Source organism: Salmonella sp. 32010601201800023SM (genome assembly GCF_017572235.1).
Taxonomy (GTDB): domain Bacteria; phylum Pseudomonadota; class Gammaproteobacteria; order Enterobacterales; family Enterobacteriaceae; genus Salmonella; species Salmonella enterica.
Map to the genome: position 1 here is coordinate 945,303 of NZ_JAGEQS010000001.1, position 26,040 is coordinate 971,342.

The 26,040-nt window shown below is 53.3% G+C and carries 25 protein-coding genes; 8 read left to right on the forward strand and 17 right to left on the reverse strand.

The window, feature by feature from the left end:
• Nucleotides 1-22: 22 nt before the first annotated feature.
• The 7 genes from chbG to osmE form a co-directional block, all read right to left on the reverse strand.
• Nucleotides 23-781: a chitin disaccharide deacetylase gene (gene chbG / locus J4617_RS04760; protein ID WP_000442730.1), complete on the reverse strand. Its 759-nt coding sequence runs from the start codon at nucleotides 779-781 to the stop codon at nucleotides 23-25.
• Nucleotides 782-793: 12 nt separating this feature from the next.
• Nucleotides 794-2,149 (reverse strand): 6-phospho-beta-glucosidase, encoded by a 1,356-nt coding sequence (locus J4617_RS04765; protein ID WP_000078780.1) that lies wholly within the window; start codon nucleotides 2,147-2,149, stop codon nucleotides 794-796.
• Between the two features lie 124 nt (nucleotides 2,150-2,273).
• On the reverse strand, nucleotides 2,274-3,116 hold the full coding sequence (chbR, locus tag J4617_RS04770) for a transcriptional regulator ChbR (protein ID WP_000983393.1): 843 nt from the start codon (nucleotides 3,114-3,116) through the stop codon (nucleotides 2,274-2,276).
• A gap of 10 nt (nucleotides 3,117-3,126) precedes the next feature.
• Nucleotides 3,127-3,474, reverse strand: coding sequence for a PTS N,N'-diacetylchitobiose transporter subunit IIA (gene chbA / locus J4617_RS04775; RefSeq protein ID WP_000459883.1), 348 nt, complete (start codon nucleotides 3,472-3,474; stop codon nucleotides 3,127-3,129).
• Between the two features lie 50 nt (nucleotides 3,475-3,524).
• A complete protein-coding gene (chbC, locus tag J4617_RS04780; RefSeq protein WP_000073067.1) occupies nucleotides 3,525-4,883 on the reverse strand; it encodes a PTS N,N'-diacetylchitobiose transporter subunit IIC in 1,359 nt (452 codons plus the stop codon).
• Nucleotides 4,884-4,965: 82 nt separating this feature from the next.
• Nucleotides 4,966-5,286, reverse strand: a complete 321-nt coding sequence (gene chbB, locus J4617_RS04785) for a PTS N,N'-diacetylchitobiose transporter subunit IIB (RefSeq protein WP_000412161.1) — start codon at nucleotides 5,284-5,286, stop codon at nucleotides 4,966-4,968.
• Between the two features lie 300 nt (nucleotides 5,287-5,586).
• On the reverse strand, nucleotides 5,587-5,928 hold the full coding sequence (osmE, locus tag J4617_RS04790) for an osmotically-inducible lipoprotein OsmE (protein WP_208290672.1): 342 nt from the start codon (nucleotides 5,926-5,928) through the stop codon (nucleotides 5,587-5,589).
• A 217-nt stretch (nucleotides 5,929-6,145) separates the two neighbouring features.
• On the opposite strand from osmE, the gene nadE reads away from it, so the two are divergent.
• On the forward strand, nucleotides 6,146-6,973 hold the full coding sequence (gene nadE, locus J4617_RS04795; protein WP_000174981.1) for an ammonia-dependent NAD(+) synthetase: 828 nt from the start codon (nucleotides 6,146-6,148) through the stop codon (nucleotides 6,971-6,973).
• A gap of 120 nt (nucleotides 6,974-7,093) precedes the next feature.
• A complete protein-coding gene (gene cho, locus J4617_RS04800) occupies nucleotides 7,094-7,975 on the forward strand; it encodes an excinuclease Cho (protein WP_001643892.1) in 882 nt (293 codons plus the stop codon).
• Between the two features lie 74 nt (nucleotides 7,976-8,049).
• Here cho and spy read toward each other — a convergent pair whose 3' ends face one another.
• The 6 genes from spy to J4617_RS04830 form a co-directional block, all read right to left on the reverse strand.
• Nucleotides 8,050-8,535 carry an ATP-independent periplasmic protein-refolding chaperone Spy gene (gene spy / locus J4617_RS04805; RefSeq protein ID WP_001229001.1) on the reverse strand — a complete coding sequence of 162 codons (486 nt, stop codon included), beginning with the start codon at nucleotides 8,533-8,535 and terminating at the stop codon, nucleotides 8,050-8,052.
• A 335-nt stretch (nucleotides 8,536-8,870) separates the two neighbouring features.
• Nucleotides 8,871-9,839: a succinylglutamate desuccinylase gene (gene astE, locus J4617_RS04810; RefSeq protein ID WP_017440993.1), complete on the reverse strand. Its 969-nt coding sequence runs from the start codon at nucleotides 9,837-9,839 to the stop codon at nucleotides 8,871-8,873.
• A complete protein-coding gene (gene astB / locus J4617_RS04815; protein WP_000123949.1) occupies nucleotides 9,832-11,175 on the reverse strand; it encodes an N-succinylarginine dihydrolase in 1,344 nt (447 codons plus the stop codon). Before astB ends, astE begins: the two co-directional genes overlap by 8 nt.
• Nucleotides 11,172-12,650, reverse strand: coding sequence for a succinylglutamate-semialdehyde dehydrogenase (gene astD, locus J4617_RS04820; protein WP_001748365.1), 1,479 nt, complete (start codon nucleotides 12,648-12,650; stop codon nucleotides 11,172-11,174). The genes astB and astD overlap by 4 nt, the downstream gene beginning before the upstream one ends.
• The gene (gene astA / locus J4617_RS04825) at nucleotides 12,647-13,681 is read right to left on the reverse strand and encodes an arginine N-succinyltransferase (protein WP_001263889.1); all 1,035 of its coding nucleotides are present in this window, start codon (nucleotides 13,679-13,681) and stop codon (nucleotides 12,647-12,649) included. Before astA ends, astD begins: the two co-directional genes overlap by 4 nt.
• Nucleotides 13,672-14,898, reverse strand: coding sequence for an aspartate aminotransferase family protein (locus J4617_RS04830; RefSeq protein ID WP_017465442.1), 1,227 nt, complete (start codon nucleotides 14,896-14,898; stop codon nucleotides 13,672-13,674). The genes astA and J4617_RS04830 overlap by 10 nt, the downstream gene beginning before the upstream one ends.
• A 445-nt stretch (nucleotides 14,899-15,343) precedes the next feature.
• Here J4617_RS04830 and xthA point away from each other — a divergent pair, with 445 nt between their 5' ends.
• Together xthA and J4617_RS04840 are read left to right on the forward strand one after the other, a co-directional pair.
• On the forward strand, nucleotides 15,344-16,150 hold the full coding sequence (gene xthA, locus J4617_RS04835) for an exodeoxyribonuclease III (protein WP_000673954.1): 807 nt from the start codon (nucleotides 15,344-15,346) through the stop codon (nucleotides 16,148-16,150).
• Between the two features lie 72 nt (nucleotides 16,151-16,222).
• Nucleotides 16,223-16,639, forward strand: coding sequence for a pyrimidine (deoxy)nucleoside triphosphate diphosphatase (locus J4617_RS04840; protein ID WP_208290673.1), 417 nt, complete (start codon nucleotides 16,223-16,225; stop codon nucleotides 16,637-16,639).
• Here J4617_RS04840 and J4617_RS04845 read toward each other — a convergent pair.
• On the reverse strand, nucleotides 16,599-16,874 hold the full coding sequence (locus J4617_RS04845) for a YnjH family protein (protein ID WP_017465441.1): 276 nt from the start codon (nucleotides 16,872-16,874) through the stop codon (nucleotides 16,599-16,601). The genes J4617_RS04840 and J4617_RS04845 overlap by 41 nt on opposite strands.
• A gap of 238 nt (nucleotides 16,875-17,112) precedes the next feature.
• Here J4617_RS04845 and gdhA point away from each other — a divergent pair, with 238 nt between their 5' ends.
• Entirely contained in the window at nucleotides 17,113-18,456 is a 1,344-nt protein-coding gene (gene gdhA / locus J4617_RS04850) for an NADP-specific glutamate dehydrogenase (protein ID WP_000372865.1), read from the forward strand.
• A gap of 29 nt (nucleotides 18,457-18,485) precedes the next feature.
• Here gdhA and topB read toward each other — a convergent pair whose 3' ends face one another.
• From topB to J4617_RS04865, 3 genes are all read right to left on the reverse strand, one after another.
• Nucleotides 18,486-20,435: a DNA topoisomerase III gene (topB, locus tag J4617_RS04855; protein ID WP_001235873.1), complete on the reverse strand. Its 1,950-nt coding sequence runs from the start codon at nucleotides 20,433-20,435 to the stop codon at nucleotides 18,486-18,488.
• A 4-nt stretch (nucleotides 20,436-20,439) separates the two neighbouring features.
• A complete protein-coding gene (gene selD, locus J4617_RS04860) occupies nucleotides 20,440-21,483 on the reverse strand; it encodes a selenide, water dikinase SelD (RefSeq protein ID WP_001294900.1) in 1,044 nt (347 codons plus the stop codon).
• Nucleotides 21,484-21,600: 117 nt separating this feature from the next.
• Nucleotides 21,601-22,152, reverse strand: coding sequence for an NAD(P)H nitroreductase (locus J4617_RS04865; RefSeq protein WP_000339311.1), 552 nt, complete (start codon nucleotides 22,150-22,152; stop codon nucleotides 21,601-21,603).
• A 173-nt stretch (nucleotides 22,153-22,325) separates the two neighbouring features.
• On the opposite strand from J4617_RS04865, the gene sppA reads away from it, so the two are divergent.
• From sppA to pncA, 3 genes are all read left to right on the forward strand, one after another.
• Nucleotides 22,326-24,182, forward strand: coding sequence for a signal peptide peptidase SppA (gene sppA, locus J4617_RS04870; RefSeq protein WP_001259874.1), 1,857 nt, complete (start codon nucleotides 22,326-22,328; stop codon nucleotides 24,180-24,182).
• Between the two features lie 95 nt (nucleotides 24,183-24,277).
• The gene (ansA, locus tag J4617_RS04875) at nucleotides 24,278-25,294 is read left to right on the forward strand and encodes an asparaginase (RefSeq protein ID WP_001170134.1); all 1,017 of its coding nucleotides are present in this window, start codon (nucleotides 24,278-24,280) and stop codon (nucleotides 25,292-25,294) included.
• Between the two features lie 26 nt (nucleotides 25,295-25,320).
• Nucleotides 25,321-25,977 (forward strand): bifunctional nicotinamidase/pyrazinamidase, encoded by a 657-nt coding sequence (gene pncA / locus J4617_RS04880; RefSeq protein WP_000184707.1) that lies wholly within the window; start codon nucleotides 25,321-25,323, stop codon nucleotides 25,975-25,977.
• The last annotated feature ends 63 nt before the right edge of the window (nucleotides 25,978-26,040 follow it).

The following is a 26,040-nucleotide window of genomic DNA, read 5'->3' on the forward strand; positions in this document are numbered from 1 at the left end:
TCTTGCGCCGCAAACTCAGGAGCTAAATATCAAGAAAACTGCCAGGACGATATCCACGTTCCGCAATCGCTGCCTTGAGTGACGCAGACGTCAATACCTCCAGTTCAGTTAAGCGGGGGTAACAATAGGCGCTCTGGCGAATAATGTTGTCCACAAACGCCGGATGACACATCACCTCCAGAGAGGCCTCTCCTCGATGCGCCGAGGCATCCAGAATGCGTAAAAAGCACGCTTCGGTGATCTCCTCGCCGTAAAATTCACTACTAAATCCTTGAGTGCTGCGCAAATCCGACGGCAGATCGTCGGCGTTCAACACCGTCTGGCGGTCAATACGTAACGCAATCCCGCGCTGCGCCGCAAAGCGGGCGACGATGGGGAAAATTTGCGGGAACATATGCACATGATGGTGACTGTCGAGATGCGTTGGCTCGCGGCCAAATACGTCGATGAAACGCTGATACTGACACGCCAGTTCATGCGCAATTTCATCCAGCGGAAGCGTATCCTCCTCCGCCATTTGCCAGATCCATTTCCCCAACAGGCCGTCTCGCGTCAGGCCCGGCATCTCTGACACCGGTTTGCCTAACGTCAAAACAAAATGCATTCCCACCCCAAGCGCAGGCAGCTCGCGGCTAAGCTGCGCCGCATGGTCAATAGCCTCGCCATTGACCAGCGCCGTCGTGGAGGTCACAACGCCGTTGCGATATGCTTCAACAATGCCGTAATTTTGCCCTTTACTCAGGCCAAAATCATCGGCATTCACAATCAACACGCGTTCCATAGCCTACCTCTGTCAGTGGTGCTTACCTTTCAGCGCTTCGATGCAAGCGGCAAAATTAGGCAGCCATTTTTCATGCGCCAGAATGAGCTCACGCGCCAGGACTTCTGCGTCGCGGTCGGAATGCACCAGCGGACTCAGGTTAAGCGCCAGCAGCACATCATTAAAGTTTCCGCTCAGCGCCGCATTGCTGGCCGCGACCTCAAATCCTTTAATAGTGTGGATAAGCCCCAGCACTTTTTCGTCAAAACGGGTGATACGCGGGTGCGGCGTCGCGCCATTGCGTCCCAGAATGCAGGTCATTTCCACCGCCCAGTCCGCCGGGATATTCTCGACATGCCCATGATGTGGAATATTAACGTAATGCTCAGTCTGCTTGTCATTATAAATAGCGTTAATGACTTCACAAGCGGCATCGGAATAATAAGCGCCGCCGCGTTGCTCAAGCTCTTTCGGCTTCACGTTTAGCTCAGGATTTTTGTACAAGTCGAAGAGTTGTTTCTCCACTTTTTGTACGACCTGAGCGCGCGCGCCGCCTTTGTAATATTCGCCCATTTCAATCGCCAACATCTCTTTTTGCTTGAAGTAATACAACAAATAAGAGCACGGCAGCATGTTCAGCGAGCGAATCAATCCTTCACTAAACGGCAGATCAAAGATATTTTTTACGGTTGACGCTTTCAACTGACCGGACGCCACGCCATCCAGTAATTCTGCGAACCGTGAGGTGCCATTCACCAGCACATCTTTAATAAAGACCATATGGTTTAGACCAAACAGGTCAATGGAAAGATCGTCAGTCTCATTCAGCGCCAGCACGTCATGAATAAACATTTTCATGCCGACAGGAATATTACATACGCCAATGAACTTTTTAAAGTTGGTATGACGATAAACCGCTTCCGTCACCATCCCTGCCGGATTAGTAAAGTTAATGACCCACGCATTCGGACATAATTCTTCAACATCCTTAATGATGTCAAAAATAACCGGAATGGTACGCAACCCTTTAAATAAACCGCCAGCGCCGTTGGTTTCTTGCCCCAGATAGCCGTGACTAAGCGGGATACGCTCGTCCAGTTCACGGGCTTTGAGTTGACCAACGCGTAGCTGGGTAGTAACAAAATTAGCGTCTTTCAGCGCTTCCCGGCGATCCAGCGTTTTATACAATTTTAGCGGAACGCCTGCTTTATCAATCATTCGCTGGCAGAGATCATAAATAATGCCCAGCTTCTCTTTCCCGTCTTCAACGTCAACCAGCCATAATTCAGTGACAGGTAATTCATGGTAGCGTTTAATAAAGCCTTCAAGTAATTCAGGGGTGTAGCTGCTCCCGCCACCAATAGTGACGACTTTTAATTTCTGGCTCATAATATCTCCCTTCAGTGTATAACACTGATATGTATTACGCTATGCCCGCTCGTAAGAAATAGCGTGACGTTCCCCGCGCTATTGGGGCAAGCGTGAAATGTAATTAATCGAGCAATGCAAACCGTTACTCATTAATTTCCGTCAATCGCTTCCGATAACTATTCGGCGTAAATGAGGTCATCTTCTTAAACGTTTTAATAAACAGACTTGGACTGCTATACCCGGCTTCATAAGCAATATCCGTAACCGAATAGTTGGTCATTTCCAACTGTTTCTTGGCAAAATTAATGCGAATCTCATTAATGATTTGCATCGGCGTTTTGCTGTAATAACGTCGGGTGGCGCGCGTCAGATACTCCTGGGATTTTGCCGACAGGCGCACCATATTTTCCAGCGCATGTTCGCCAAACTGCGTTTTATCATGCATTATCTCCACGGTTGCTTTCAGCCATTGTGGAATATCATCATAAACCTGCTCTTCGCGGTAATGACGTAAGCGGTTTATAATATAAAATGTCACCACTTCGATAAATTCGTCGAGCCCATTGCCGCGAAAATTCAACGACGCAATCACCGTTTCAATATAGGTAAGGAAGGTGCTATTCGCCCTGTATACCTGCGATGCCACAAAACAAAACGGCAGTAACGGAAGATAATGCTGTTCAAAAAAACGTTTACTAATTCCTACGTTCAGAATACGCGTTGCGCCAAACTCATAGAAACTTTGGTGATTCGACCCCACCGGGATAAAAACAAAATCTCCACGTTCCAGCAGCACACGCTTCCCGTTGATCTCCTGGTAATAACGTCCGGTTAATACCAGGGTAAATTCATAGTAGTCGTGCTGATGCAGCCCGGTGACGCTTTCCGTCTTGTTATAGATAAACACATGGAAATTTTTGCCATTGAAGAGCTGCTGCTCATAAACCGTTTTGATTTCCGTTGCGTTAACCTGTAGCTGCATCATCCGCCCCCTGTTATTTCAGTTTCTCATGGAGCTCAATCAACTCGGCGATCAGTTCACGAGCCAGCATTGATGTCATCAAATGATCCTGAGCGTGAACCAGGACCAGACTGACTTTCATTTTACCTTCGCCCTGATCGCCTTCGATGAGTTTTGTCTGCACAAGATGCGCTTCATTGAGCGCTATGCGCGACTGGTCCATCATCGCTTTCGCCGCCTCAAAATCGCCTTCTTTCGCTTTTCTGAGCGCGCCATATGCCAGGCTGCGCGCCTGACCAGAATTGATGATAAGCCCCATAACGACTTCTTCGAGTTCCTCAGCCGCTGTCTGGTTATCTACAACATTTTCAAGATCAAACATAGTCTTTCCTCTGATTCAGCCCGGCATGGCATCCCATGCCGACGCGGAGTTTAGAATTTCAGTGCGTTAGCGATATCTTCTTCGCTTTCTTCCTGCTCAATGGCGTTCTGCGCTTTGTTAGCCACCACCACGAAGGGGAGATAAATCAGGGTAGCGACCGCCAGGTTAAATAGCGCAACCAGTAATGCGGCGACGCTGCCGTTGGTGTTAAAGAACGCCCCCAGCCCGGTTGGCATGGTCCACGGCGCAATATTGGTAATCGGCGGAATAATACCCAAATAGTAAGCCACCAGCGTAATCGCCGCCAGAATCGGCTGTACCAGAATGAAGGGGATAAACATCACCGGGTTCATAATAATCGGCAGGCCAAACAGGATGGGTTCGTTAATCTGGAAGATACCTGACGGCAGCGCCAGTTTTGCCACCTGGCGATAGTCCGCGCGACGGGATGCCAGAAAGATAGCGATGATCAGACCCAGCGTTGCGCCGCTACCACCGAGGAAGATATAAGAATCCAGCATCGGTTTCGCCCAGATATGGAACGTTTTACCGGCTTCCAGTGCCGCATCGACGGAGCCATACTGCTGGTAAATAGAGATGTTTTCCAGCGCCCAGGGCGTCATGATGCCGCTGTCCAGCGCGGTCAGCGCCAGCGAACCATGAATACCAAAGAACCACAGCAGCGGTACAAAAATGACATATGCCCACCCTACCACGCTACCCAGCGATGCCAGCGGCGTAGAGATAGTGTCCATAATAATCTGATGAAAGTTAGAACCGTAATTAGACAGCGCCCAGGCAATAATCCCCATAATAGAGAGAATAATAAAGCCGGGAATTAATGCTGAGAATGAACGAGACACCGAAGCCGGTACGCTGTCCGGTAGCTTAATCACCCAGTTACGCCGGACAACAAATGTAAACATCTCCGCGACCACCAGGCCAATAATAATACCGGAGATAATATTCGCGCCGCCCAGCCAGTTAGCGCCTACGGCATAGGCCTCGCCGACACTATACGGCGTTACGGTCATAAATGCCGCCACGGAAAGCAATCCTGCGGCCAGCGCATCAACCTTGCGCTCTTCCGCCAGCGCCATGCCGATAAAAAATGGCGCCATGAGCGACATAATGCCCAATGTGCCGTTATAGACGTTCCCGCCGATGCCTTTCAATCCATTAAGTGTTTCAATGGTTGAGGCATCAAGCCGAATGCCCATGGAATAAAAAAACGACCCCTCCCCAAAGCTCAGGAAAACGTTATTAATTAATACAAACATCGCCCCCGCAAGGGTTAATGGCATTAAACGAATAAAGCCGTTCTTGATTGCATTAACGTGTGGCTGCTTTCCTATTTTTACAGCAAAAGGAAGGAGTACCTTTTCAAGTGAAGCAATAACGTTACTCATAGAAAAATACCCTTAAATACCGCAATAAAATATTGCGGTTAGTGTATGAAATAACTCTTTGACGGGAAAAATTAAAAAATAATTAATTCGCGGCGGCTTTTTTAATTGCCGCTACCGCAGCTTTAAGCACGCCTAAGCCATCTACCTTGCCGTACAACATTGAATCAATGACTTCTACCGGTTTACCGGGTAATAAACGCTGAATTTCGGGGAGCATATAAGCAATTTGCGGGCCTAATAACACGACGTCCGCTGCCGGGCCTTTTTCACCGGCCAGGGTTTCAGGGAATGCTTCAATAATCACCGGCACTTCATATTTTTCAGCCTGAGCGCGCATTTTTGATACCAGTAACGATGTTGACATGCCCGCAGAACAAAACAGATAAATGTGTTTCTTTTCCATAAAAACCTTCCTCATGTGCGATTATCTGTCAACCAGATACGCCGCAAGCCTCAACCTGCATCCATACTCTGGGCGACTTGCGTAACCGGATTTACTTTTTTAGGTGGCTGAAATGAGTATACGGGATCGGACCGCCGGATGGTATTTCCTTGACCCACTAAATTGTCTCTCATTGACCTGGCGTTATGACCCCCCTCACATTTCGGGCAAATAATTCGCGATAATAAATAAGGTTATGGCAGGCTCAAAAAAACCGGCTCGCAGGCCGGTTTCCTTGAATGTTCAGGCAATGTACAGTTGTTACTGCTTCGGCGCCTGTGGGTCAGTGTCGTACTCCGCACAGGTCTGGTAGCCGGAGTTAATCACGTGCCCGGTATCATCCAGCGCAATAAAGTAGGTTTCCGCTTTACCATCACGTTGACCCAGGATGTAGGTCTGACAGGTACCGCGCGCATGAATCATACTCACTTCAGATGACGGTTTGCCCGCAATCTGCGCAACTTGCGCCCTGCTCATTCCTTTTTTAACATCTTTAACGACAGGCTCAACAAATTGGTCTTTTGTACGATCATACGCCGTACAGCCTGCCAACATAGTCATTACCGCCGCTGCGCTTAAAATTCCTGCTACGTTCTTGTTCATTTTCCGTCCTCTTGTTTATCAGCGTGTTATGTAAGCCTGGAATACATCAGAATATTTTTCAAGCCGCGACCCGCCACAAAAAGTCTTTCGGAAAATTCTCTAACGCAGCGACATGTTGTTTTAAACACCGCTTAGCCCGCCAAACCTTGTTGTTTCAGCGGCGAAGGGTTAGCTTTAACAGGGTAAAGATTCATTTTTTAATGTCGAAGGGGGTTAAATGACTCTGCAGCAAGAGATAATCCAGGCGCTTGGCGCGAAACCGCATATCAACCCTGAAGAAGAAATTCGCCGCAGCGTGGATTTTCTTAAAGCGTACCTGAAAACCTATCCCTTTTTGAAATCGCTGGTGTTAGGCATCAGCGGCGGGCAGGATTCGACGCTGGCCGGGAAACTCAGCCAGATGGCTATCGCCGAATTGCGGGAAGAGACCGGTGACAATGCGCTGCAGTTTATCGCCGTTCGTCTGCCTTATGGCGTGCAGGCCGATGAACAGGATTGCCAGGACGCCATTGCTTTTATTCAGCCGGACAGAGTACTCACCGTCAATATTAAAGGCGCCGTCCTCGCCAGCGAACAGGCGCTGCGCGAAGCGGGAATTGAGCTGAGCGATTTTGTTCGCGGCAATGAAAAAGCGCGTGAGCGAATGAAAGCGCAATATAGCATCGCCGGTATGACTCACGGCGTCGTGGTGGGCACCGACCATGCGGCGGAAGCGATAACCGGGTTCTTCACCAAATATGGCGATGGCGGTACCGATATTAACCCGCTTCATCGCCTTAACAAACGCCAGGGCAAACAGCTTCTCGCAGCGCTGGGCTGTCCTGAGCATCTGTATAAAAAAGTCCCCACTGCCGATTTGGAAGACGACCGCCCTTCACTGCCTGATGAAGCCGCGCTGGGCGTAACGTATGACAATATTGACGATTACCTGGAAGGCAAAACGCTGGACCCCGCCATCGCTAAAACTATCGAAGGCTGGTATGTAAAAACTGAACATAAGCGCCGTTTACCGATTACGGTATTCGACGACTTTTGGAAAAGGTAAGCGTACTTCTACTGTTGTGCCGGATATCGCTCGTCTATCCGGCCTCCTCTCTTCCCAGCCTCTTTTTTAATCACCCATCCGCTGTTATACTGGATGAATAACCAGTTAACGGAGATCACTGTGGTACGGCGTCAATCAGCCCCCCGCCTTGAGTTTGAAGCGGCGGCCATTTACGAATATCCAGAACATTTACGTCCTTTCCTCAGCGAATTGCCAGCCTTACCGGGCGTCTATGTATTTCATAGCGAAAGCGATACGCTGCCGCTTTATATCGGTAAAAGCGTGAATATTCGCAGCCGGGTGCTTTCACATCTGCGAACGCCTGACGAGGCCGCTATGCTGCGACAGGCGCGGCGGATAAGCTGGATCTGCACCGCTGGGGAAATGGGCGCGTTGCTGCTGGAGGCACGGCTGATCAAAGAACAACAGCCGCTGTTTAACAAGCGGTTACGTCGTAATCGCCAGCTTTGCTCGCTACAGTTGAGCGAACAAAAGATTGAGGTCGTTTCCGCCCGCAGCGTCGATTTTTCCCATGAGCCAAACCTGTTTGGGCTCTTCGCCAACCGTCGGGCGGCGCTGCAAAGCTTACAGAACCTCGCCGATGAACAAAAATTGTGTTATGGCCTGCTGGGGCTTGAACCGGTAAGCCGTGGGCGCGCCTGTTTTCGTTTCGCTCTGAAGCGCTGCGCTGGCGCGTGTTGTGGGCAAGAAACCCCGCAGGCGCATTTTCTTCGTCTGCAGGCCTCGCTGGAACGGTTACGTGTGGTTTGCTGGCCCTGGAAAGGCGCTATCGCGTTAAAAGAGAGCCGCCCACAAATGACCCAGTTCCACATTATCAACAATTGGTTATGGCTGGGGGCGGTACCCTCGCTGGATGAGGCCGCCACCCTGGTGCGCACACCTGCGGGTTTTGATCAGGACGGCTATAAGATTCTCTGTAAACCGTTAATGTCAGGTCAATATGAGATCATTGAACTGCACACCGACTGTCGCCAGTCATAAAGAAAACCGCCGATCCTGTCCACCTCAACGATTGTGTTGTCGACAAGACCGGCGGTCTTAAATTATGCGGAAAGTTATTCTGCCGCAGCAGGCATTTTACCTTCTTGCGCCGGGCGTTCTGTCAGACGCTTCTCAAAATTAGCGTTATATTGCTTTTTCTGCTCCGGCGTCAGAACGTTATAAATTTTATTCTGGGTTTCCATATGCGCCAGCATATTGGCCTTGCGCTGCGCTTCCATTTTCGTAATTTGCGCTTCGGCTTTGGCTTTATCGAAGGTATCGCTGGCAATAATATCATGCATGGCGCGACGCTCTTCCAGCGGCGGACGTTTCATTTGCTCGCGCTGCGCTTTCATAATGTCGCGAATTTGTTGCTTCTGTGCGTCCGTCAGGTTCAGGTTTTTAAACATCATATCGTGATGTGGGCCAAATTTACCTTTATGCTGCATCATTGGCTTCGCATCCGCTGGCGCGGCGGTGGTAGTCTCAGCGGCATGAGCGAGATTCGCAGCACCCATCGCCAGGGTAGAGGCAACAAATAGAGCAGTCAGTTTACGCATATTTCCATCCTTCCTTTCAGTTATTTTTACGGCATATTTAAAACAGCGCCGTGTTGTCGTGATTAACTTTAACCGTCTTAGCGTCAATTAGTCATAACAACGGTAAAACAATGAAAGTATAAAAAACACTTTTTCGCCAATTGTGAAGAAAAAAAGAATAAATTGCGCAGAGTTGAAAGAGAAATATACAACAGCATGATATAGCAGAAATTATGCAGAACTATAACGCAGCAACGCTTATTAATAAAGCAATTCTCCAGGAATAATCCGTAATAGCATGAAAATGTGTCCCAAATCATCCCTGTAATCCTAACGTGAGCTTACAGGGACGTTTATCAGGGCAGTCTTTCCAGCATTAATCCAGCCCGCAATCCGCAGGCGACAGAGGGATTAGGAAAGAGAACATATTCAACGTCATGCGTCACCGTCACACGCTTATCCCCCTCCTCGGCCAGCAACGTTCCCTTCGCAAAGGCAGTAAAATTCAGCGTTTGCGCATCCATATAAAGCGCGAACTTGTCGCTGTGACGCGTGATTTGCGACACCACCCGATAGCGTAGCGGCGGCGAAGACGAGGTTGACGTTTCGATACCGCTCAGCAGCGCCGACAACGCCTGCGAGGTTACGCTGAACTGCGTCAGATCGTTTTGCCCAAACGGCAACGCCTTTCCCAACTCCAGCGTACAGGAAAGCGCGCCGAAATGTTCAGAGCTAAAGTGCGTAAACGTACCGCCTGGCGCCTGATGAAATACCAACGCCTCCAGTCCTGCCGCGCCCAGCCACGCCAGAAAATCCGCCTCCCACGGGCGGTCGCGCTGCGGCAATACGCCAAAACGCAAATGATGCGAGCCACGAATGGCGGTATGCAGATCCAGATGCCAGCGTACCCGCGCCTGGCCAGATGAAAAGAAGGTATCCAGACTTAGCTCCAGCTCACGCGCCCGCCGCGTTTCATCGCTTTCGGCAAAGGACTGCCAACGCCCGCCAAACATACGGTTCATATCGCTGTGACAATAGCGTATTCCCGCCGCCAGCGCCTGCGGATTGCCGAGTACCACCAGCACTCGCCACGTTAACGTCAAGCTGCCTGAATACAGCGCCGACAGCAGCTTATCCAGCATCTCGACCGGCGCGGTTTCATTGCCGTGTATCCCCGCAGAAAGAATTAACGCGCGGTCGACCGGCGCATCGGGCGTGAGTTCAAGCAGACCATGGCCTAACCAGCGCCAGCGAAAACCCGCGCCCTTCCCCTGCCTCACCCGTGGTGTCGTGCCGCTTAGCGTCAACGCCAGAAAGTTATCCATCAGCCGCCCCCGTTTGCTGGAAAGGATAAACCGACCCCAAATCCAGCAGACGCGTTAACACATCCAGCGCCTCCCGGCCTTCTCGCAATAATAACGGATCGGCCAGATCGGCAGCGGTCAGGCGATCGCGATAATAACGATCCGCCCACGCGTTAAGGGCCGTAAACAGAGCGTCATTCATCATTACCGCTGGATTCACCGCCCGTCGTTCTTCTTCTGTTAACACCACGCGTAATCGCAGACAGGCCGGCCCGCCGCCGTTAGCCATACTTTCTCGCAAATCAAACACCTGCATCGCGCTGATGGGGTTATCCTCCGCCACCAGCTTATTCAGATAGCGCCAGACGCCGACATGATCCTGACATTCCCGCGGCAACACTAACAGCATTGAGCCGTCGTCACGGCTTAACAACTGACTATTAAACAGGTAGGTCGCCACAGCATCTGATACAGAAACCTCTCCGGCGGGCACCTCTATCGCCATAAAACCGTCAACGCGCGTACGCAACTGATTAATGAGCACTTTCTGCCGGGCAAACGCCGCTTCGTGACAAAACAATACCTGTCGATTCGAAACGGCGATGACATCATTATGGAATACGCCTTGATCGATGACCTCCGGGTTCTGCTGAGCGAAGATAACCTGTTGCGGATTCACCTGATTAAGACGCGCCACGGCCTCGCTGGCTTCGCGGCTCTGGCGCGCCGGATAACGAGCGGGTCGTATTTCATTCTCCTCTTCGCGCCCATAGACAAAAAGCTGCACGCCTGCCGAACCATACTCGCCGCCAAGACGGTTATGATTCGCCGCGCCTTCATCTCCCAATAATGCGACCTGCGGTAACGCGCTATGCACTGAAAACTGACTTTCATCGCGAAATATGGCGCGTAGCAGCGCTTCGGTAACAGGCGCCTCAAGAGCGCGATGAAATTTATTGTTTAAATTCGCCACCGTCAGGTGAACTTTCCCGTCCAGCGCGTCTGCCGATGGGCAAACCGTCGCCGCATTCGCAACCCACATTGGCGACGCGGAACTCACGCTGGAAAGCCAGCGTGGCGCCTGACGCGCAACCTTATCCAGAATCTGCTCATCGCTACCCGTGAAGCCGAGCTGACGCAACGCCGGAATAAAAGGTCGCTCATGCGGCGGGATCACCGCTTGGGGAAAGCCGGCATCCGCCAGAGCTTTCATCTTTAGCAGCCCCTGTTTTACCGCCAGACGAGGATTCGACACCTGAAAACGGTGGCGGGTCGATGCCTCATTGCCGAAGGATAGCCCGGCATAATGGTGCGTAAGCCCCACCAGACCGTCAAAATTAACTTCATGCGCCGTCATACCGCCTCCCTGCGAGAAAAGTCGAGGCCGGGGCTTAATGTCGCAGGCAACGTCAGTTCGGGAGATTCCAGACTGGCCATCGGCCAGGCGCAATAATCGGCGGCATACCAGGCGCTGGGCCGATGGTTGCCAGACGCGCCGACACCACCAAACGGCGCAGTACTCGCTGCCCCGGTGAGCGGTTTATTCCAGTTAACGATCCCTGCCCGCGCCTCCAGCAAGAGCTGTTCGAACTGCGCGCGATCCGTCGACACCAGCCCACACGACAGACCAAAACGGGTATTATTCGCCAGACGAATCGCCTCATCGAAATGCGCATAACGCCAGACGTTCAGCAGCGGACCAAACACCTCTTCATCCGGCACATCCGCGACGCCCGTCAGCTCAATGATGCCAGGCGTCAGCAGAGAGGTTCCCTCTTTGACCTTCCGCGGCGCCAGTAACGTGCGCCCGCCTAATGCCTCTCGTTGACGCCAGGCCTCCATCACATGCTGTGCCGCCTGCGCTGAAATCAGTCCGCCGATAAACGGCTGCGGATCGTCGTCCCATCTGCCGGGCTGCAGACGTCCGGCAACGTCAACCAGCCGCGCCAGAAATGCATCTCCCTGCGCACCCTGTTTTACCAGAAGGCGTCGCGCGCAGGTACAGCGCTGTCCGGCGGTAATAAACGCCGATTGCAGCGTCAGATGTACCGCCGCATCTATATTTGCCACATCCTCAATAATGAGCGGGTTGTTTCCGCCCATTTCAAGAGCCAGGATTTTTTCCGGCTGGCCGGATAGCTGGCGATGAAGCTGATATCCGGTACTGGCGCTGCCGGTAAAGAGCAATCCGTCGAGATCGTCGAGCGAACTCAGCGCTTGTCCGGTCTCCCGGCCGCCCTGCACCAGATTAAGAACGCCTGCCGGTAGCCCCGCCCGCTCCCAGAGTTTTATTACCGTTTCCCCGGTCCATGGCGTTAGCTCGCTAGGTTTGAAGATCAGCGTATTGCCTGCCAGCAACGCGGGCACAATATGGCCATTCGGTAAATGGCCGGGAAAGTTATAAGGGCCGAATACCGCCAGCACACCGTGAGGACGATGGCGCAACGTCGCGGCGCCATCGACAAGTTCGCTTTTTTGTGCGCCTGTTCTGGCGTGGTAAGCCTTAATCGAGATGGCAATCTTATTGATCATCGCCGTCACTTCCGTCGCCGCCTCCCAGCGCGGTTTACCGGTTTCACGTGCGATGACCTCCGTGAGCTCGGCTTTATGTGCCTCCAGCAGGGCGGCAAATTTCTCTACGATAGCCTGTCGTGCGGCAAAAGGCTGTCTGGCCCAGCGAGGAAACGCCGCGCGCGCCGCCTGACAGGCCTCGGCGACCTGTGCCGCATTAGCGTCATTCCCCTGCCAAAGTATCTCCGCGCTCACCGGGTTCGTTTTGCGGCGGCGTTCGCCCTGACCGGTTATCCAGTCGCCGTTTATCCATAGCGTCATACGGTTTTCTCCTCAGCACAAAGGCGTACCAGCCGAACGTGGTCGCCCGCGCGACATTTCAGTGCATCCAACTGCGCTGCGGTAAGTACAAGTCGTGAAGTCTGCGGATCGGCACGCACCAGCGCGGCCCGAAAGTGGTGATAGTTTTCATTGGCGACCAGACATGCCGGATAGTCGCCAGGCGCGGGTTGCCCTTCCGCGACTTCAACCAGTCGGCTTTTACGAATAGCCCGCACCCGGTCAATATCACACTCCAGCGTCGGCCCACCGTCGAAGATGTCGATATAGTGGCGATAGCGAAAGCCTTCCTTTTCCAGCACCGCGCGGGCTGGCGCCGTTTGCGGGTGGACTTCGCCAATCACGGCCTGTGCCTCTTCAGATAAGAAGTGGGTATAAATAGGATGTTTGGGCATCAGCTCGGCGATAAACGCTTTTTGCCCGGTACCGCATAAAAAATCCGCCCGGCTGAAATCCATAGAAAAAAAGCGTTTGCCGAGACTTTGCCAGAAGGGAGAATAACCGTGCTCGTCAATGACGCCGCGCATTTCCGCCACCACTTTCTCATTGAATTTATCGCGAAACGCGGCCATAAACATAAAGCGCGATTTTGACAACAGGTAGCCGTTACCCTCTTTACGCCATTCGGGATCGAGAAACAGCGTGCAAAGCTCACTGCTGCCAGTGTGATCATTACTCAGGAATAATGTTGGCAACGCGTTATATACATTCAGCTCTTTGGAGGCATGAACCAGCGTACCGACACGATAGTTATACCAGGGGTCATTAAGGCCGACCGCGACCTCAATGGCGCAGATCCCGCCGACCTCACCCGTTTCACTGTCCTCGAGAACGAATACATACCCTTGTTCGCCTTTTGGCAGCTCGCCGGACCAGGTTTTTAGCGCGCGTTCAATGCGGGCCGCCAGCGTCGCTTCATTTGCCGGTAGCGAGGTTAAGCCGCCGCCCGTTTTGCCTGCAAGCTGCATCAGCGCGGCGATATCCGCATGTTCGACAGGACGAATCACCCGCATGGTGCGCCTCCCGTCTGAAGGCGTTCGCACGCCAGGGCAAAACGATCAAGCCCGGTGGCTATCTCCTCGTCGCTCACATTTAACGCTGGCGCAAAACGCACCACGTCGCCACCGGCAATGAGCACCATCACGCCTGCTTTTGCCGCTTCCTGGGCGATGAGTTTGGCTTTTCCGGCAAACTCCGTCTGTAGCACACAGCCAAGCAGTAGCCCCAGCCCGCGAATTTCACTGAACATGCCAAAACGCACATTAAGGGTATTTAGACGTTCAATAAACGCATCGTGGCGCTGTCTGACGCCGTTTTGCATCTCCGGCGTATTGATGATATCCAGTACTTTTCCGGCAACTGCCGTCGCCAGCGGATTACCGCCGTAGGTGGTGCCATGCGTGCCTGGCGTCATGACGCTGGCATAGTCTTGCGTGGTCAGCATCGCGCCGATCGGGAAGCCGCCGCCCAACGCTTTAGCGGTCGTCAGGATATCGGGCGTAACGCCATAATGCATATATGCATACAGTTCGCCGGTACGTCCGACGCCCGTCTGCACCTCATCAAAAATCAGTAACGCCTGATGCCGGTCGCACAATTCACGCAGCCCCTGCAAAAAAGCTTTCGTGGCGGGGATCACGCCGCCCTCGCCCTGCACCGGTTCTACGATCACGGCGCAGGTATTGTCATCAATGAGCGCGCTGGCGGAGTTCAGATCGTTATAGGCTGCATGACGAATATCCGGCGGCAGCGGCGCAAAGTCCTGTGAATAGGTGGGTTGACCGCCAGCGCTGACGGTAAAGAGCGTGCGGCCATGGAACGCGTTTTTAAAGGCCACAATGCCGCTTTTATGGTTGCCGACACGATCGTGGGCATATTTGCGCGCCAGTTTTAATGCAGCTTCATTTGCTTCAGCGCCTGAATTACAAAAGAAAACGCGTTCGGCGAAGGTCGCGTCGATCAGTTTTTTCGCCAGTCGCAGCGCCGGTTCATTGGTGTAACCGTTCCCGATATGCCAGAAGCGATTCGCCTGTTCATTTAACGCCTCGCGCAGCGCCGGATGCGCATGTCCCAAGGCGTTGACCGCGATCCCACCAGCAAAATCAATATACTCTTTCCCCTGCTGATCCCACAGGCGTGAGCCTTCTCCGCGTACAGGAATAAAAGGCGCGGGAACGTATACCGGCACCATCCATTCATCAAAGTTTTCGCGCGTAACTGACAGAGACATAGCGACCTCTTTTGGTAAAAATAAAGTTATTTATATGTTAATTAATATGAGTGTTTGCGCTGTAAATGTAGATTGCAGCATTCGTGCCAGCCAGCGTTAACATTGCATAAACAGAAGTGATAAACGGTAAATCAATGGGTTACAGCGTAGCGATATTCACTTTTACTGCATGAAAAGTGAATATTTCCGCATAATCGGTGGCTAAAAAGAGGAAAAAGCGAAATATTATTCAGTTGCCAAATATAATTCTGGAATTGTGATCTTATACGAAATTTACTGGAAATTACCGCCCCGTTCTGGCGCATCTGCACGCAAACCGTGCCATTTTCGCGCTATAGAAAACACCATACGCTTCCATTGGCCGAATCTGACGATGAGTGGCAGTCACCCGGTAAAATTTCTGTTACCATCCCAACACGATTCACCTTGCAAAGTGGCAGTGACTATGAAATTTGTCTCTTTTAATATCAACGGCCTGCGCGCCCGTCCCCATCAGCTTGAAGCGATTGTCGAAAAACACCAGCCCGATGTGATCGGTCTACAGGAGACAAAAGTCCACGACGAAATGTTCCCGCTCGAAGAGGTCGCGAAGCTGGGCTATAACGTTTTCTATCATGGACAAAAGGGCCATTACGGCGTCGCGCTGCTAACAAAAGCCACGCCCATTTCCGTCAGACGCGGTTTCCCGGATGATGGCGAAGAGGCGCAACGCCGCATTATCATGGCGGAAATCCCCTCGCCGCTGGGTAATATCACCGTCATTAACGGCTATTTCCCGCAGGGGGAAAGCCGGGATCATCCGTTGAAGTTCCCCGCGAAAGCGCAGTTTTATCAGAACTTGCAAAACTATCTTGAAACGGAACTCAAGTGCGATAATCCGGTATTAATTATGGGCGACATGAATATCAGCCCGACCGATCTGGATATTGGCATCGGCGAAGAGAACCGCAAACGCTGGCTGCGTACCGGTAAATGCTCCTTCCTGCCGGAGGAGCGTGAATGGATGTCACGGTTACTGAAGTGGGGATTAGTGGACACGTTCCGTCAGGCGAATCCGCAAACGATGGATAAATTTTCGTGGTTTGATTACCGCTCAAAAGGTTTCGTGGATAATCGCGGACTGCGCATTGACCTCTTGCTGGCAAGCGCTCCGCTGGCGGAACGTTGCGCAGAAACCGGTATAGACTACGACATTCGCAGTATGGAAAAACCCTCCGACCATGCGCCGGTCTGGGCGACGTTTCGTGTTTGATTCCGCTTTCTGATTAACCGTAAGGCCGGGATAGCGCGACGCTTCCCGGCAGGAATAACGACCTTAACGACAATGATAAAAAAACTCGATGTTGTTGCCGCCATCATTGAACGCGACGGCAAAATACTGCTGGCCCAGCGCCCAGCTCATGCGGATCAAGCTGGTTTTTGGGAGTTTGCCGGCGGTAAAGTCGAACCCAGCGAAACCCAGCCGCAGGCGCTTATCCGCGAGCTACGCGAAGAGTTAGGGATTGACGCCACGCCCGGCGTCTATATCGCCAGCCATCAACGCGACGTGTCTGGCCGACGGATTCATTTGCACGCCTGGCATGTGCCTGCGTTTAACGGTCTGATACGTGCGTTGGAACATCAGGCCTTAGCCTGGTGTACGCCGGAAGAGGCGCTGGAATACCCCCTCGCCCCGGCGGATATTCCGCTATTGCAGGCGTTTATGGCTTTACGCGACGCCAGACTAACGGATTCGTGCTGATGGTTTTTTCGTCACGCTGGCACTGGAGCAAGACGCCTTCCACTTTTATTACCGCGCCTTCGGAGTAATTCTGATCCTGGTAAACGCAGCACTGAATGCATGGCTGGGATGACTGACCGCGCGTGCTGAAAACTTCCGGCGGGACATTCACCTGAATATCAGGACGACTGTTCTGGTTTGCCAGCCCGACCATTGGCATTATCACCATCACGGCGACCACGAGGCTTCGGCGCATAGGATTTCCTTATTTTTCTAAGTATATTCTCAGTATAACGGTAAGCCGCCGTGAAAACTTTAATCCTCTTTTGTCATCGCTTTTAGTTATGACCCTCGCCCCGTTATGAATTTACTTAGCAGCGTCATTTTTTTCTTGCTTACCGTCACATTGCTGATGGTATAGTCGAAAACTGCAAATACATATTCTGATAAAACGCAAATACAACCACATTAATATATAAGAGGTTTTTATATCTATGGATCAGACATGTTCTCTGGAATCGTTCCTCAACCATGTTCAAAAGCGCGACCCGCATCAAACCGAGTTCGCGCAAGCCGTCCGTGAAGTCATGACCACCCTGTGGCCGTTTCTTGAACAAAACCCCCGTTACCGCCACATGTCTTTACTGGAACGTTTGGTTGAACCAGAGCGCGTAATTCAGTTTCGCGTAGTGTGGCTGGACGACAAAAACCAGGTGCAGGTAAATCGCGCCTGGCGCGTGCAGTTCAACTCTGCTATCGGCCCCTATAAAGGCGGTATGCGCTTCCATCCTTCGGTAAACCTTTCCATCCTTAAGTTCCTCGGCTTTGAGCAAACCTTTAAAAATGCCCTCACCACGTTGCCGATGGGCGGCGGTAAAGGCGGCAGCGATTTCGATCCGAAAGGGAAAAGCGAAGGCGAAGTGATGCGTTTCTGCCAGGCGCTGATGACTGAACTGTATCGCCATTTAGGGCCGGATACCGACGTGCCTGCCGGGGATATCGGCGTGGGCGGGCGCGAAGTGGGCTTTATGGCGGGAATGATGCGCAAGCTTTCCAATAACAGCGCCTGCGTCTTCACCGGCAAAGGGCTTTCCTTCGGCGGCAGCCTGATTCGTCCGGAGGCGACGGGCTATGGCCTGGTCTACTTCACCGAAGCGATGCTTAAACGTCATGGTCTCGGTTTTGAAGGGATGCGCGTCGCCGTGTCCGGCTCCGGCAACGTAGCGCAATACGCCATTGAGAAAGCGATGGCCTTTGGCGCGCGCGTGGTTACCGCGTCGGATTCGAGCGGGACGGTGGTCGATGAAAGTGGCTTCACGCCAGAGAAGCTGGCGCGTCTGTGTGAAATTAAAGCCAGCCGTGACGGTCGCGTCGCTGACTACGCCCGTGAGTTTGGCTTAACCTATCTGGAAGGCCAGCAGCCCTGGAGCGTACCGGTGGATATCGCCCTGCCATGCGCGACGCAGAACGAACTGGACGTTGACGCCGCGCGCGTACTGATTGCCAATGGCGTGAAAGCCGTGGCGGAAGGGGCAAATATGCCAACCACGATTGAAGCGACCGATCTCTTCCTTGAAGCGGGCGTACTGTTTGCGCCGGGTAAAGCCGCCAACGCGGGCGGCGTGGCGACATCAGGGCTGGAAATGGCGCAGAACGCCGCGCGGTTGAGCTGGAAAGCCGAGAAAGTGGACGCCCGTCTGCATCACATTATGCTGGATATCCACCACGCCTGTGTCGAGTACGGCGGCGATAATAAGCATACCAACTACGTTCAGGGCGCCAACATCGCCGGTTTCGTGAAAGTCGCCGACGCCATGCTGGCGCAGGGCGTCATTTAATCCCGTCGTCAGGCCAGATAGCTTTGCGCTTATTCGGTCTGACGGCCTGTCTCCTCAGCAGGCGGGCTTTTTTTGCCCGCTCGCTTACGCGGCGCACTCTTTTTCTTTTCTCCACCGCCTGGCGCGACTATCCCTCTGAAACGCTTCACCGGCGTGCGCTTAGCCTGATCGATCAGCTGATATAACGTGCCGACCAGCGGTTGCATAAAATCCTGGTAACGGCACTGCTTTTCGCTGATTTGCGTCAAAACAGATTCCCAGTGCGCGGTCATATCTGGACGGGCCGCCATTTCCGGCAGCGAATGTATTAACGCTTTGCCAGCATCGGTAGAATGAATGTAGCGCCCTTTTTTGGTCAGAAAGCTACGTTTGAACAGCAGCTCGATAATCCCGGCGCGCGTGGCTTCCGTCCCCAGCCCATCGGTCGCGCGCAGGATCTTTTTCAGATCTTTATCCTGCACGAAGCGGGCAATTCCGGTCATCGCGGAAAGCAATGTCGCATCGGTGAAATGACGCGGCGGCTGGGTTTGGCGCTCGACCACTTCCCCCTTTTCACACAGCAACTCATCACCTTTGGCGACAACCGGCAGCGGCGTACCGTCGTTTTCCTCGTCGCGCTCTTTACTGCCCAGTAACGTCCGCCAACCGGCTTCCGCCAGAAAACGCGCTTTGGCGACAAATTTCCCTTTGGCGATTTCCAGTTCAATAACGCATTTACGAAACACCGCGTCCGGGCAGAACTGCATCAGATACTGACGCGCAATCAGGGTGTACACTTTCGCTTCGTTTTCCGTCAGATGGACAGAAGAACTGCGCGCCGTCGGGATAATCGCGTGGTGCGCATCCACTTTTTTGTCATCCCAGCAGCGATTGCGCGTATCAGGATTAACCACAGACTGCGGCAATAAATCCGGGGCGTGGACGCTAATCGCGTTCATGACCGCCTGCCGTCCGGCAAAGTGTTCTTCCGGCAGATAACGGCAGTCGGAACGCGGATAGGTAATCAGTTTGTGGGTTTCATATAGCTTCTGACAAATATCAAGCACGTTTTGCGCGCTCAGGCCAAAGCGTTTAGCGGCTTCAATCTGTAGCGTCGAGAGCGAAAACGGCAGCGGCGCGGATTCTGATTCCCGTTTATCATTATAACTGGTTACCAGCGCGGGCTGACCGTTGATTCGGTTCACTACATGCTCCGCCAGCGGACGATGAAGCAAGCGCCCCTCTTCATCCTGATAAGGTTCGCACGCCTCGCTCGGCTGCCAGATAGCGGTAAAACGCTCGTCGGCAGGCGTAACGATGTGCGCCTTCACTTCAAAGAAGTCTTTGGCGACGAAGTTCTCAATCTCTTCGTCTCGCCGCACCACCAGCCCCAGTACCGGCGTCTGCACGCGTCCCACGGATAACACGCCCTGATAGCCGGCATTACGGCCCAGGATCGTGTAAGCGCGGGTCATATTAATGCCATACAGCCAGTCCGCTCGCGCTCGCGCCAGCGCGGAGACGCACAGCGGCACGAAGTCGCTGTTCGCCCGCAGCCTGTCGATAGCACGCTCGACCGCCTGCGGGTTAAGGTCGTTTATCAGACAACGCCGCACCTGCTGGCGCTTTTCGGCAGGAAGCTGGAGATAATCCAGCACTTCATCAACCAGAAGCTGTCCTTCGCGATCCGGGTCGCCGGCGTGAATAATTTCACCGGCTTGATGCAAAAAGCGCTTAATCACATTGAGCTGTTTGGTGACGGAAGGACGAGGCTGAAGCTGCCATTTTTCCGGCACGATAGGCAGGTCAGCCAGATTCCAGCGCGCATAACGGCTGTCATACGCATCCGGCTGCGCCTGTTCCAGCAAATGACCAATACACCAGGTGACGACCTGCCCGTTTCCGCACTCAATAAAACCATCGCCTTTACGGTGCGGTTTTGGCAGCACATCCGCAATGGCGCGCCCCAGACTCGGTTTTTCGGCAATAAACAACCGCATCAGGTTAACGAATCTCAACCATAGCGCGACCGCCGCGGGCCTCGACCAGTTCGCCAATCGCGGTCAGATCGATACCAAATTCCGCCGCGGTGGCTTTAACATCGTCTTCGGCGTCCGGCGTTACCGCCAACAACAGACCGCCTGACGTTTGCGGATCGCACAGCAGGCTACGAACTTCACGCGACATGTCGCCCATCAGATGACCATAGCTGGCGAAGTTGCGCTCTGTGCCGCCCGGTACGGCGCCCAGAGCAATATACTCTTCCACGCCCGGCAGTTTAGGGATGTCCTGATAGCAAAGCAGCGCCTGCACGCCTGCGCCCTGGCACATCTCGCTCAGGTGCCCCAGCAGGCCAAAACCGGTAACGTCAGTCATAGCTTTTACGCCGTCGATATTGGCAAACGCCGCGCCAGCAACGTTCATCCGACACATGACTTCCGTCGCCAGCCCCTGATGTTCAGGTTTAAGCAGCGATTTTTTCTCGGCGGTGGTCAACACGCCAATCCCCAACGGTTTGGTCAGAAAGAGTTTGCATCCCGCCTGCGCGGTACTGTTTTTCTTCACCCGTTCGGTCGGCACTACGCCTGTGACCGCGAGACCAAAGATCGGCTCCGGGGCGTCAATAGAGTGTCCGCCCGCCAGCGCGATACCGGCCTGACGGCAGGCAAAGCGCCCCCCCTCGGTCACTTCACGCGCAATATCGGGCGACAGGGTATTAATCGGCCAGCCAAGGATCGCGATCGCCATGATCGGTTTGCCGCCCATCGCAAAAATATCGCTGATGGCGTTTGTTGCCGCAATGCGGCCAAAATCAAACGGGTTATCGACTATCGGCATAAAGAAGTCGGTGGTGCTGATAATACTGGTGCCATTACCCAGATCGTAAACCGCCGCATCATCGCGGGTTTCATTACCCACCAGCAGATTCGGGTCGACGAACTTCGCCTGCTCGCTATGCAGGATAGTCTCCAGCACTTTAGGGGAAATTTTACAACCGCAACCAGCGCCGTGGCTGTATTGCGTTAAACGAATGGCTTGCTCGCTCATGGACATCTCCTGTCATTGCATTCGCGCTATGGTAGCGCTCATTCCCTGATGTGGTAAGTATCACTGTCTGAATTACCGCGCCTTTGCTCAGAATCCAGACAGTTTTATCCCTCAGCGTCAGAAATAACGCACAAACGGCGTGGGGTCGGGGGTACTGATCGTCGTTGACGCTTTGAGCTGCGGCGTGCCGAGATAGAGAAAACCAACAATTTTATCCTGCGGGCGGCACTCAAAGGCTTCCCGCACAATAGCGCTCTCCGTTAATGCGCCGCTACGCCAGATACCATTAAACCCTTGCGCAATCGCCGCCATTTGCATCGCCATCACCGCGCATCCGGCAGACATCTCCTGTTCCCACATCGGAACCTTATGGTTTTCTTCGCATTTCGCCACCACGGTAATGATCAGCGGCGCGCGAAACGGCGCATTACGCGCTTTTTCGATCGCTTTCTCATCGCCCCCGGCAGCGACAGCGCCTTGTTCAAGCACGGCGCTGAAGCGGTCGCGCCCCTCTCCTTCAATCACAAAAAAACGCCACGGCTGTAGAGATTTATGATCGGGAACACGCATTCCCGCCCGCAGAATGTTCTGTAATTGCTCTCCGACAGGCGCCGGTTCTGCGAGACGAGAGGCGCTACGACGGTTGACCAGCAGTTCTAGTGCATCCATTTGATTAACTCCAGCAATGATATTTATTCACAAAATTAACACGGGAGCGGATTTTGTTACAGCGCAGGCAGTGATTCCTGCTGACAACTGCCTGATGGGTCATTACGATAGCCACATCTTAATGCTTTATCCTCACCAAGGTACAAGCGTTGTTACTCAGATAGGGAGAATACATGCGAACCCTGTGGCGATTTATTGCCGGATTTTTTAAATGGACGTGGCGAGTGTTGAACTTCGTCCGTGAAATGGTACTCAACCTGTTCTTTATTTTTCTGGTCCTGGTGGGCGTTGGGATCTGGATGCAGATCGGTAACGGCAGCAACAGTGAGCAAACCGCGCGCGGCGCTCTGCTGCTGGATATTTCCGGCGTCATTGTGGATAAACCCTCCACCAATCACCGTCTGGGCGCGCTGGGTCGCCAGTTATTTGGCGCCAGCTCCGACCGTCTGCAGGAAAACTCCCTGTTTGACATCGTCAACGCTATTCGTCAGGCGAAAGATGACCGTAACATCACGGGTATCGTTCTGGATCTGAAAAACTTCACCGGTGCCGATCAGCCGTCAATGCGCTATATCGGTAAAGCGCTGCGCGAATTCCGCGATAGCGGCAAACCGGTTTTCGCCGTGGGTGAAAACTACAGCCAGGGTCAGTATTACCTCGCCAGTTTCGCCAATAAAATTTGGCTTTCCCCACAGGGTCAGGTAGATCTTCACGGCTTCGCTACGAATGGCCTGTACTACAAAACGCTGCTGGATAAACTGAAAGTCTCTACCCACGTTTTCCGGGTCGGCACCTATAAATCCGCCGTCGAGCCGTTTATCCGCGACGATATGTCGCCCGCCGCCCGCGAGGCCGACAGCCGCTGGATAGGCGAACTGTGGCAGAACTACCTGCATACCGTTTCTGCCAATCGCCAGATTTCGCCGCAACAACTGTTCCCCGGCGCGCAGGCTATTATCGACGGGTTAACCAGCGTGGGCGGCGACACCGCCAAATATGCGCTCGACCATAAACTGGTGGACGCCCTCGCCTCCAGCGCAGATGTTGAAAAAGCGCTGACGAAGCAGTTTGGCTGGAGCAAAACCGAAAATAACTATCGCGCGATCAGCTATTACGATTATTCGCTGAAAACGCCTGCGGATACCGGCGGTACTATTGCGGTTATTTTCGCCAATGGCGCGATTATGGATGGCGAAGAAACGCCAGGGAATGTCGGCGGCGACACTACGGCATCGCAGATCCGCGACGCACGCCTTGATCCTAAAGTGAAAGCGATTGTGCTGCGCGTCAATAGCCCAGGCGGGAGCGTCAACGCCTCCGAAGTTATCCGCGCCGAACTGGCGGCAGCAAGAGCGGCTGGCAAACCGGTGGTGGTCTCAATGGGCGGCATGGCGGCCTCCGGCGGTTACTGGATCTCTACGCCGGCAAACTATATCGTGGCCAGCCCCAGCACGCTGACGGGTTCAATTGGCATCTTCGGCGTCATCAATACGGTAGAAAACAGCCTGTCGTCGATTGGCGTACACAGCGACGGCGTTTCCACCTCGCCGCTGGCGGATATTTCGATGACCAAAGCACTGTCACCGGAAGTGCAGCAGATGATGCAACTCAGTATTGAGTACGGCTACAAACGCTTTATCACGCTGGTGGCAGACGCGCGTAAGCGTACGCCGGAGCAAATTGATAAAATCGCACAAGGCCATGTCTGGACCGGAGAAGACGCGAAAGCCAATGGTCTGGTGGACAGTCTCGGCGACTTTGACGACGCCGTCGCCAAAGCGGCGGAGCTGGCGAAACTGAAACAGTGGCATCTTGATTACTATCAGGACGAACCGACGGTCCTTGATATGGTCATGGACAGTATGACCGGATCAGTACGCGCCATGCTGCCGGAGGCCATTCAGGCTATGCTCCCGGCGCCGCTCGTTTCCGCCGCCAACACGGTGAAGGCCGAGGGGGATAAACTGGCGGCATTTAACGATCCCCAAAACCGTTATGCGTTCTGTTTGACTTGCGCGAACGTTCGCTAATGCTTCATCAATAGCCATACCGGATGGCGGCGTCTGCTCATAGCCGCCATCCGATAATCATTAATACGTCCTTCGCGACACGACTGAACATTATCATGCAAAAGAAATCAATTTACGTTGCCTATACCGGCGGTACTATCGGTATGCAGCGCTCAGATAAAGGGTATATCCCGGTGTCCGGGCACCTTCAGCGCCAGCTGGCGCTGATGCCGGAATTCCACCGCCCGGAGATGCCGGATTTTACCATCCATGAATATGCCCCGCTGATGGATTCATCAGATATGACGCCGGAAGACTGGCAGCATATCGCTGCAGATATCAAAGCGCACTACGATGAGTATGACGGTTTTGTTATTCTGCACGGCACCGACACGATGGCGTTTACCGCATCGGCGCTCTCTTTCATGCTGGAAAATCTGGGTAAACCGGTTATTGTGACAGGGTCACAAATTCCGCTGGCTGAGCTGCGCTCCGACGGGCAAATTAATTTGCTGAATGCGCTTTATGTCGCCGCCAACTACCCTATTAATGAAGTAACGCTGTTTTTTAATAATCGTCTGTTCCGCGGCAATCGCACGACCAAAGCCCATGCGGATGGTTTTGACGCTTTTGCCTCTCCTAATCTGCCGCCCTTGCTGGAAGCAGGAATTCACATTCGCCGTTTAAATACGCCTCCCGCGCCCTACGGTTCTGGTGAATTAATCGTTCACCCTATTACGCCGCAGCCGATAGGCGTAGTGACGATTTATCCGGGGATTTCCGCCGAGGTAGTACGTAACTTTCTGCGTCAGCCGGTAAAAGCGCTGATTCTGCGCTCTTATGGCGTAGGCAACGCGCCGCAAAATAAAGCGTTTTTACAGGAGCTGAAAGAGGCCAGTTCGCGCGGCATCGTGGTGGTTAACCTGACGCAATGCATGTCAGGGAGAGTCAATATGGGCGGGTACGCTACCGGTAATGCGCTGGCGCACGCTGGCGTGATTGGCGGTGCCGATATGACCGTCGAAGCTACCTTAACCAAACTGCATTATTTGTTAAGCCAGGGTCTGGACACTCAGGCGATTCGTAGCGCGATGGCGCAAAACTTGCGTGGTGAATTGACGCCGGATGATTAAAAAATCCCGACGACAAGGAGAAGATAATGACAAACCGGGCCTTATTACTGGTCGACTTGCAAAATGACTTTTGCGCCGGCGGCGCGCTGGCTGTAGCGGAAGGCGACAGTACCATCGACATCGCCAACGCTCTTATTGACTGGTGCCAGCCCCGGCAGATTCCGGTGCTGGCCAGCCAGGACTGGCATCCCGCGCAGCATGGCAGCTTCGCCAGCCAGCATCAGGCGGAACCCTATAGTCAGGGAAAGCTGGACGGGCTGCCGCAAACGCTCTGGCCGGATCACTGCGTTCAACATACCGACGGCGCGGCGTTACATCCCCTGCTTAACCAACATGCGATTGACGCCTGTATCTATAAGGGTGAAAACCCGCTGATTGATAGCTACAGCGCGTTTTTTGACAACGAACATCGGCAGAAAACTACCCTTGATACCTGGCTTCGCGAGCATGACGTTACCGAGCTTATCGTGATGGGGTTGGCGACCGATTACTGCGTAAAATTTACGGTGCTGGATGCGCTAGAGTTGGGCTATGCCGTTAACGTTATCACCGATGGCTGTCGCGGCGTGAATATTCACCCGCAGGATAGCGCACACGCGTTTATGGAGATGGCGGCGGCAGGCGCGACGCTGTATACGCTGGCAGACTGGGAAGAGACGCAGGGCCAGGCTGTCGCCAGGTAGCGGAGCAGGTATCGTATCCGGTCAATACATCACGCAACGGTGAGACCATTGCATAGATCTTTG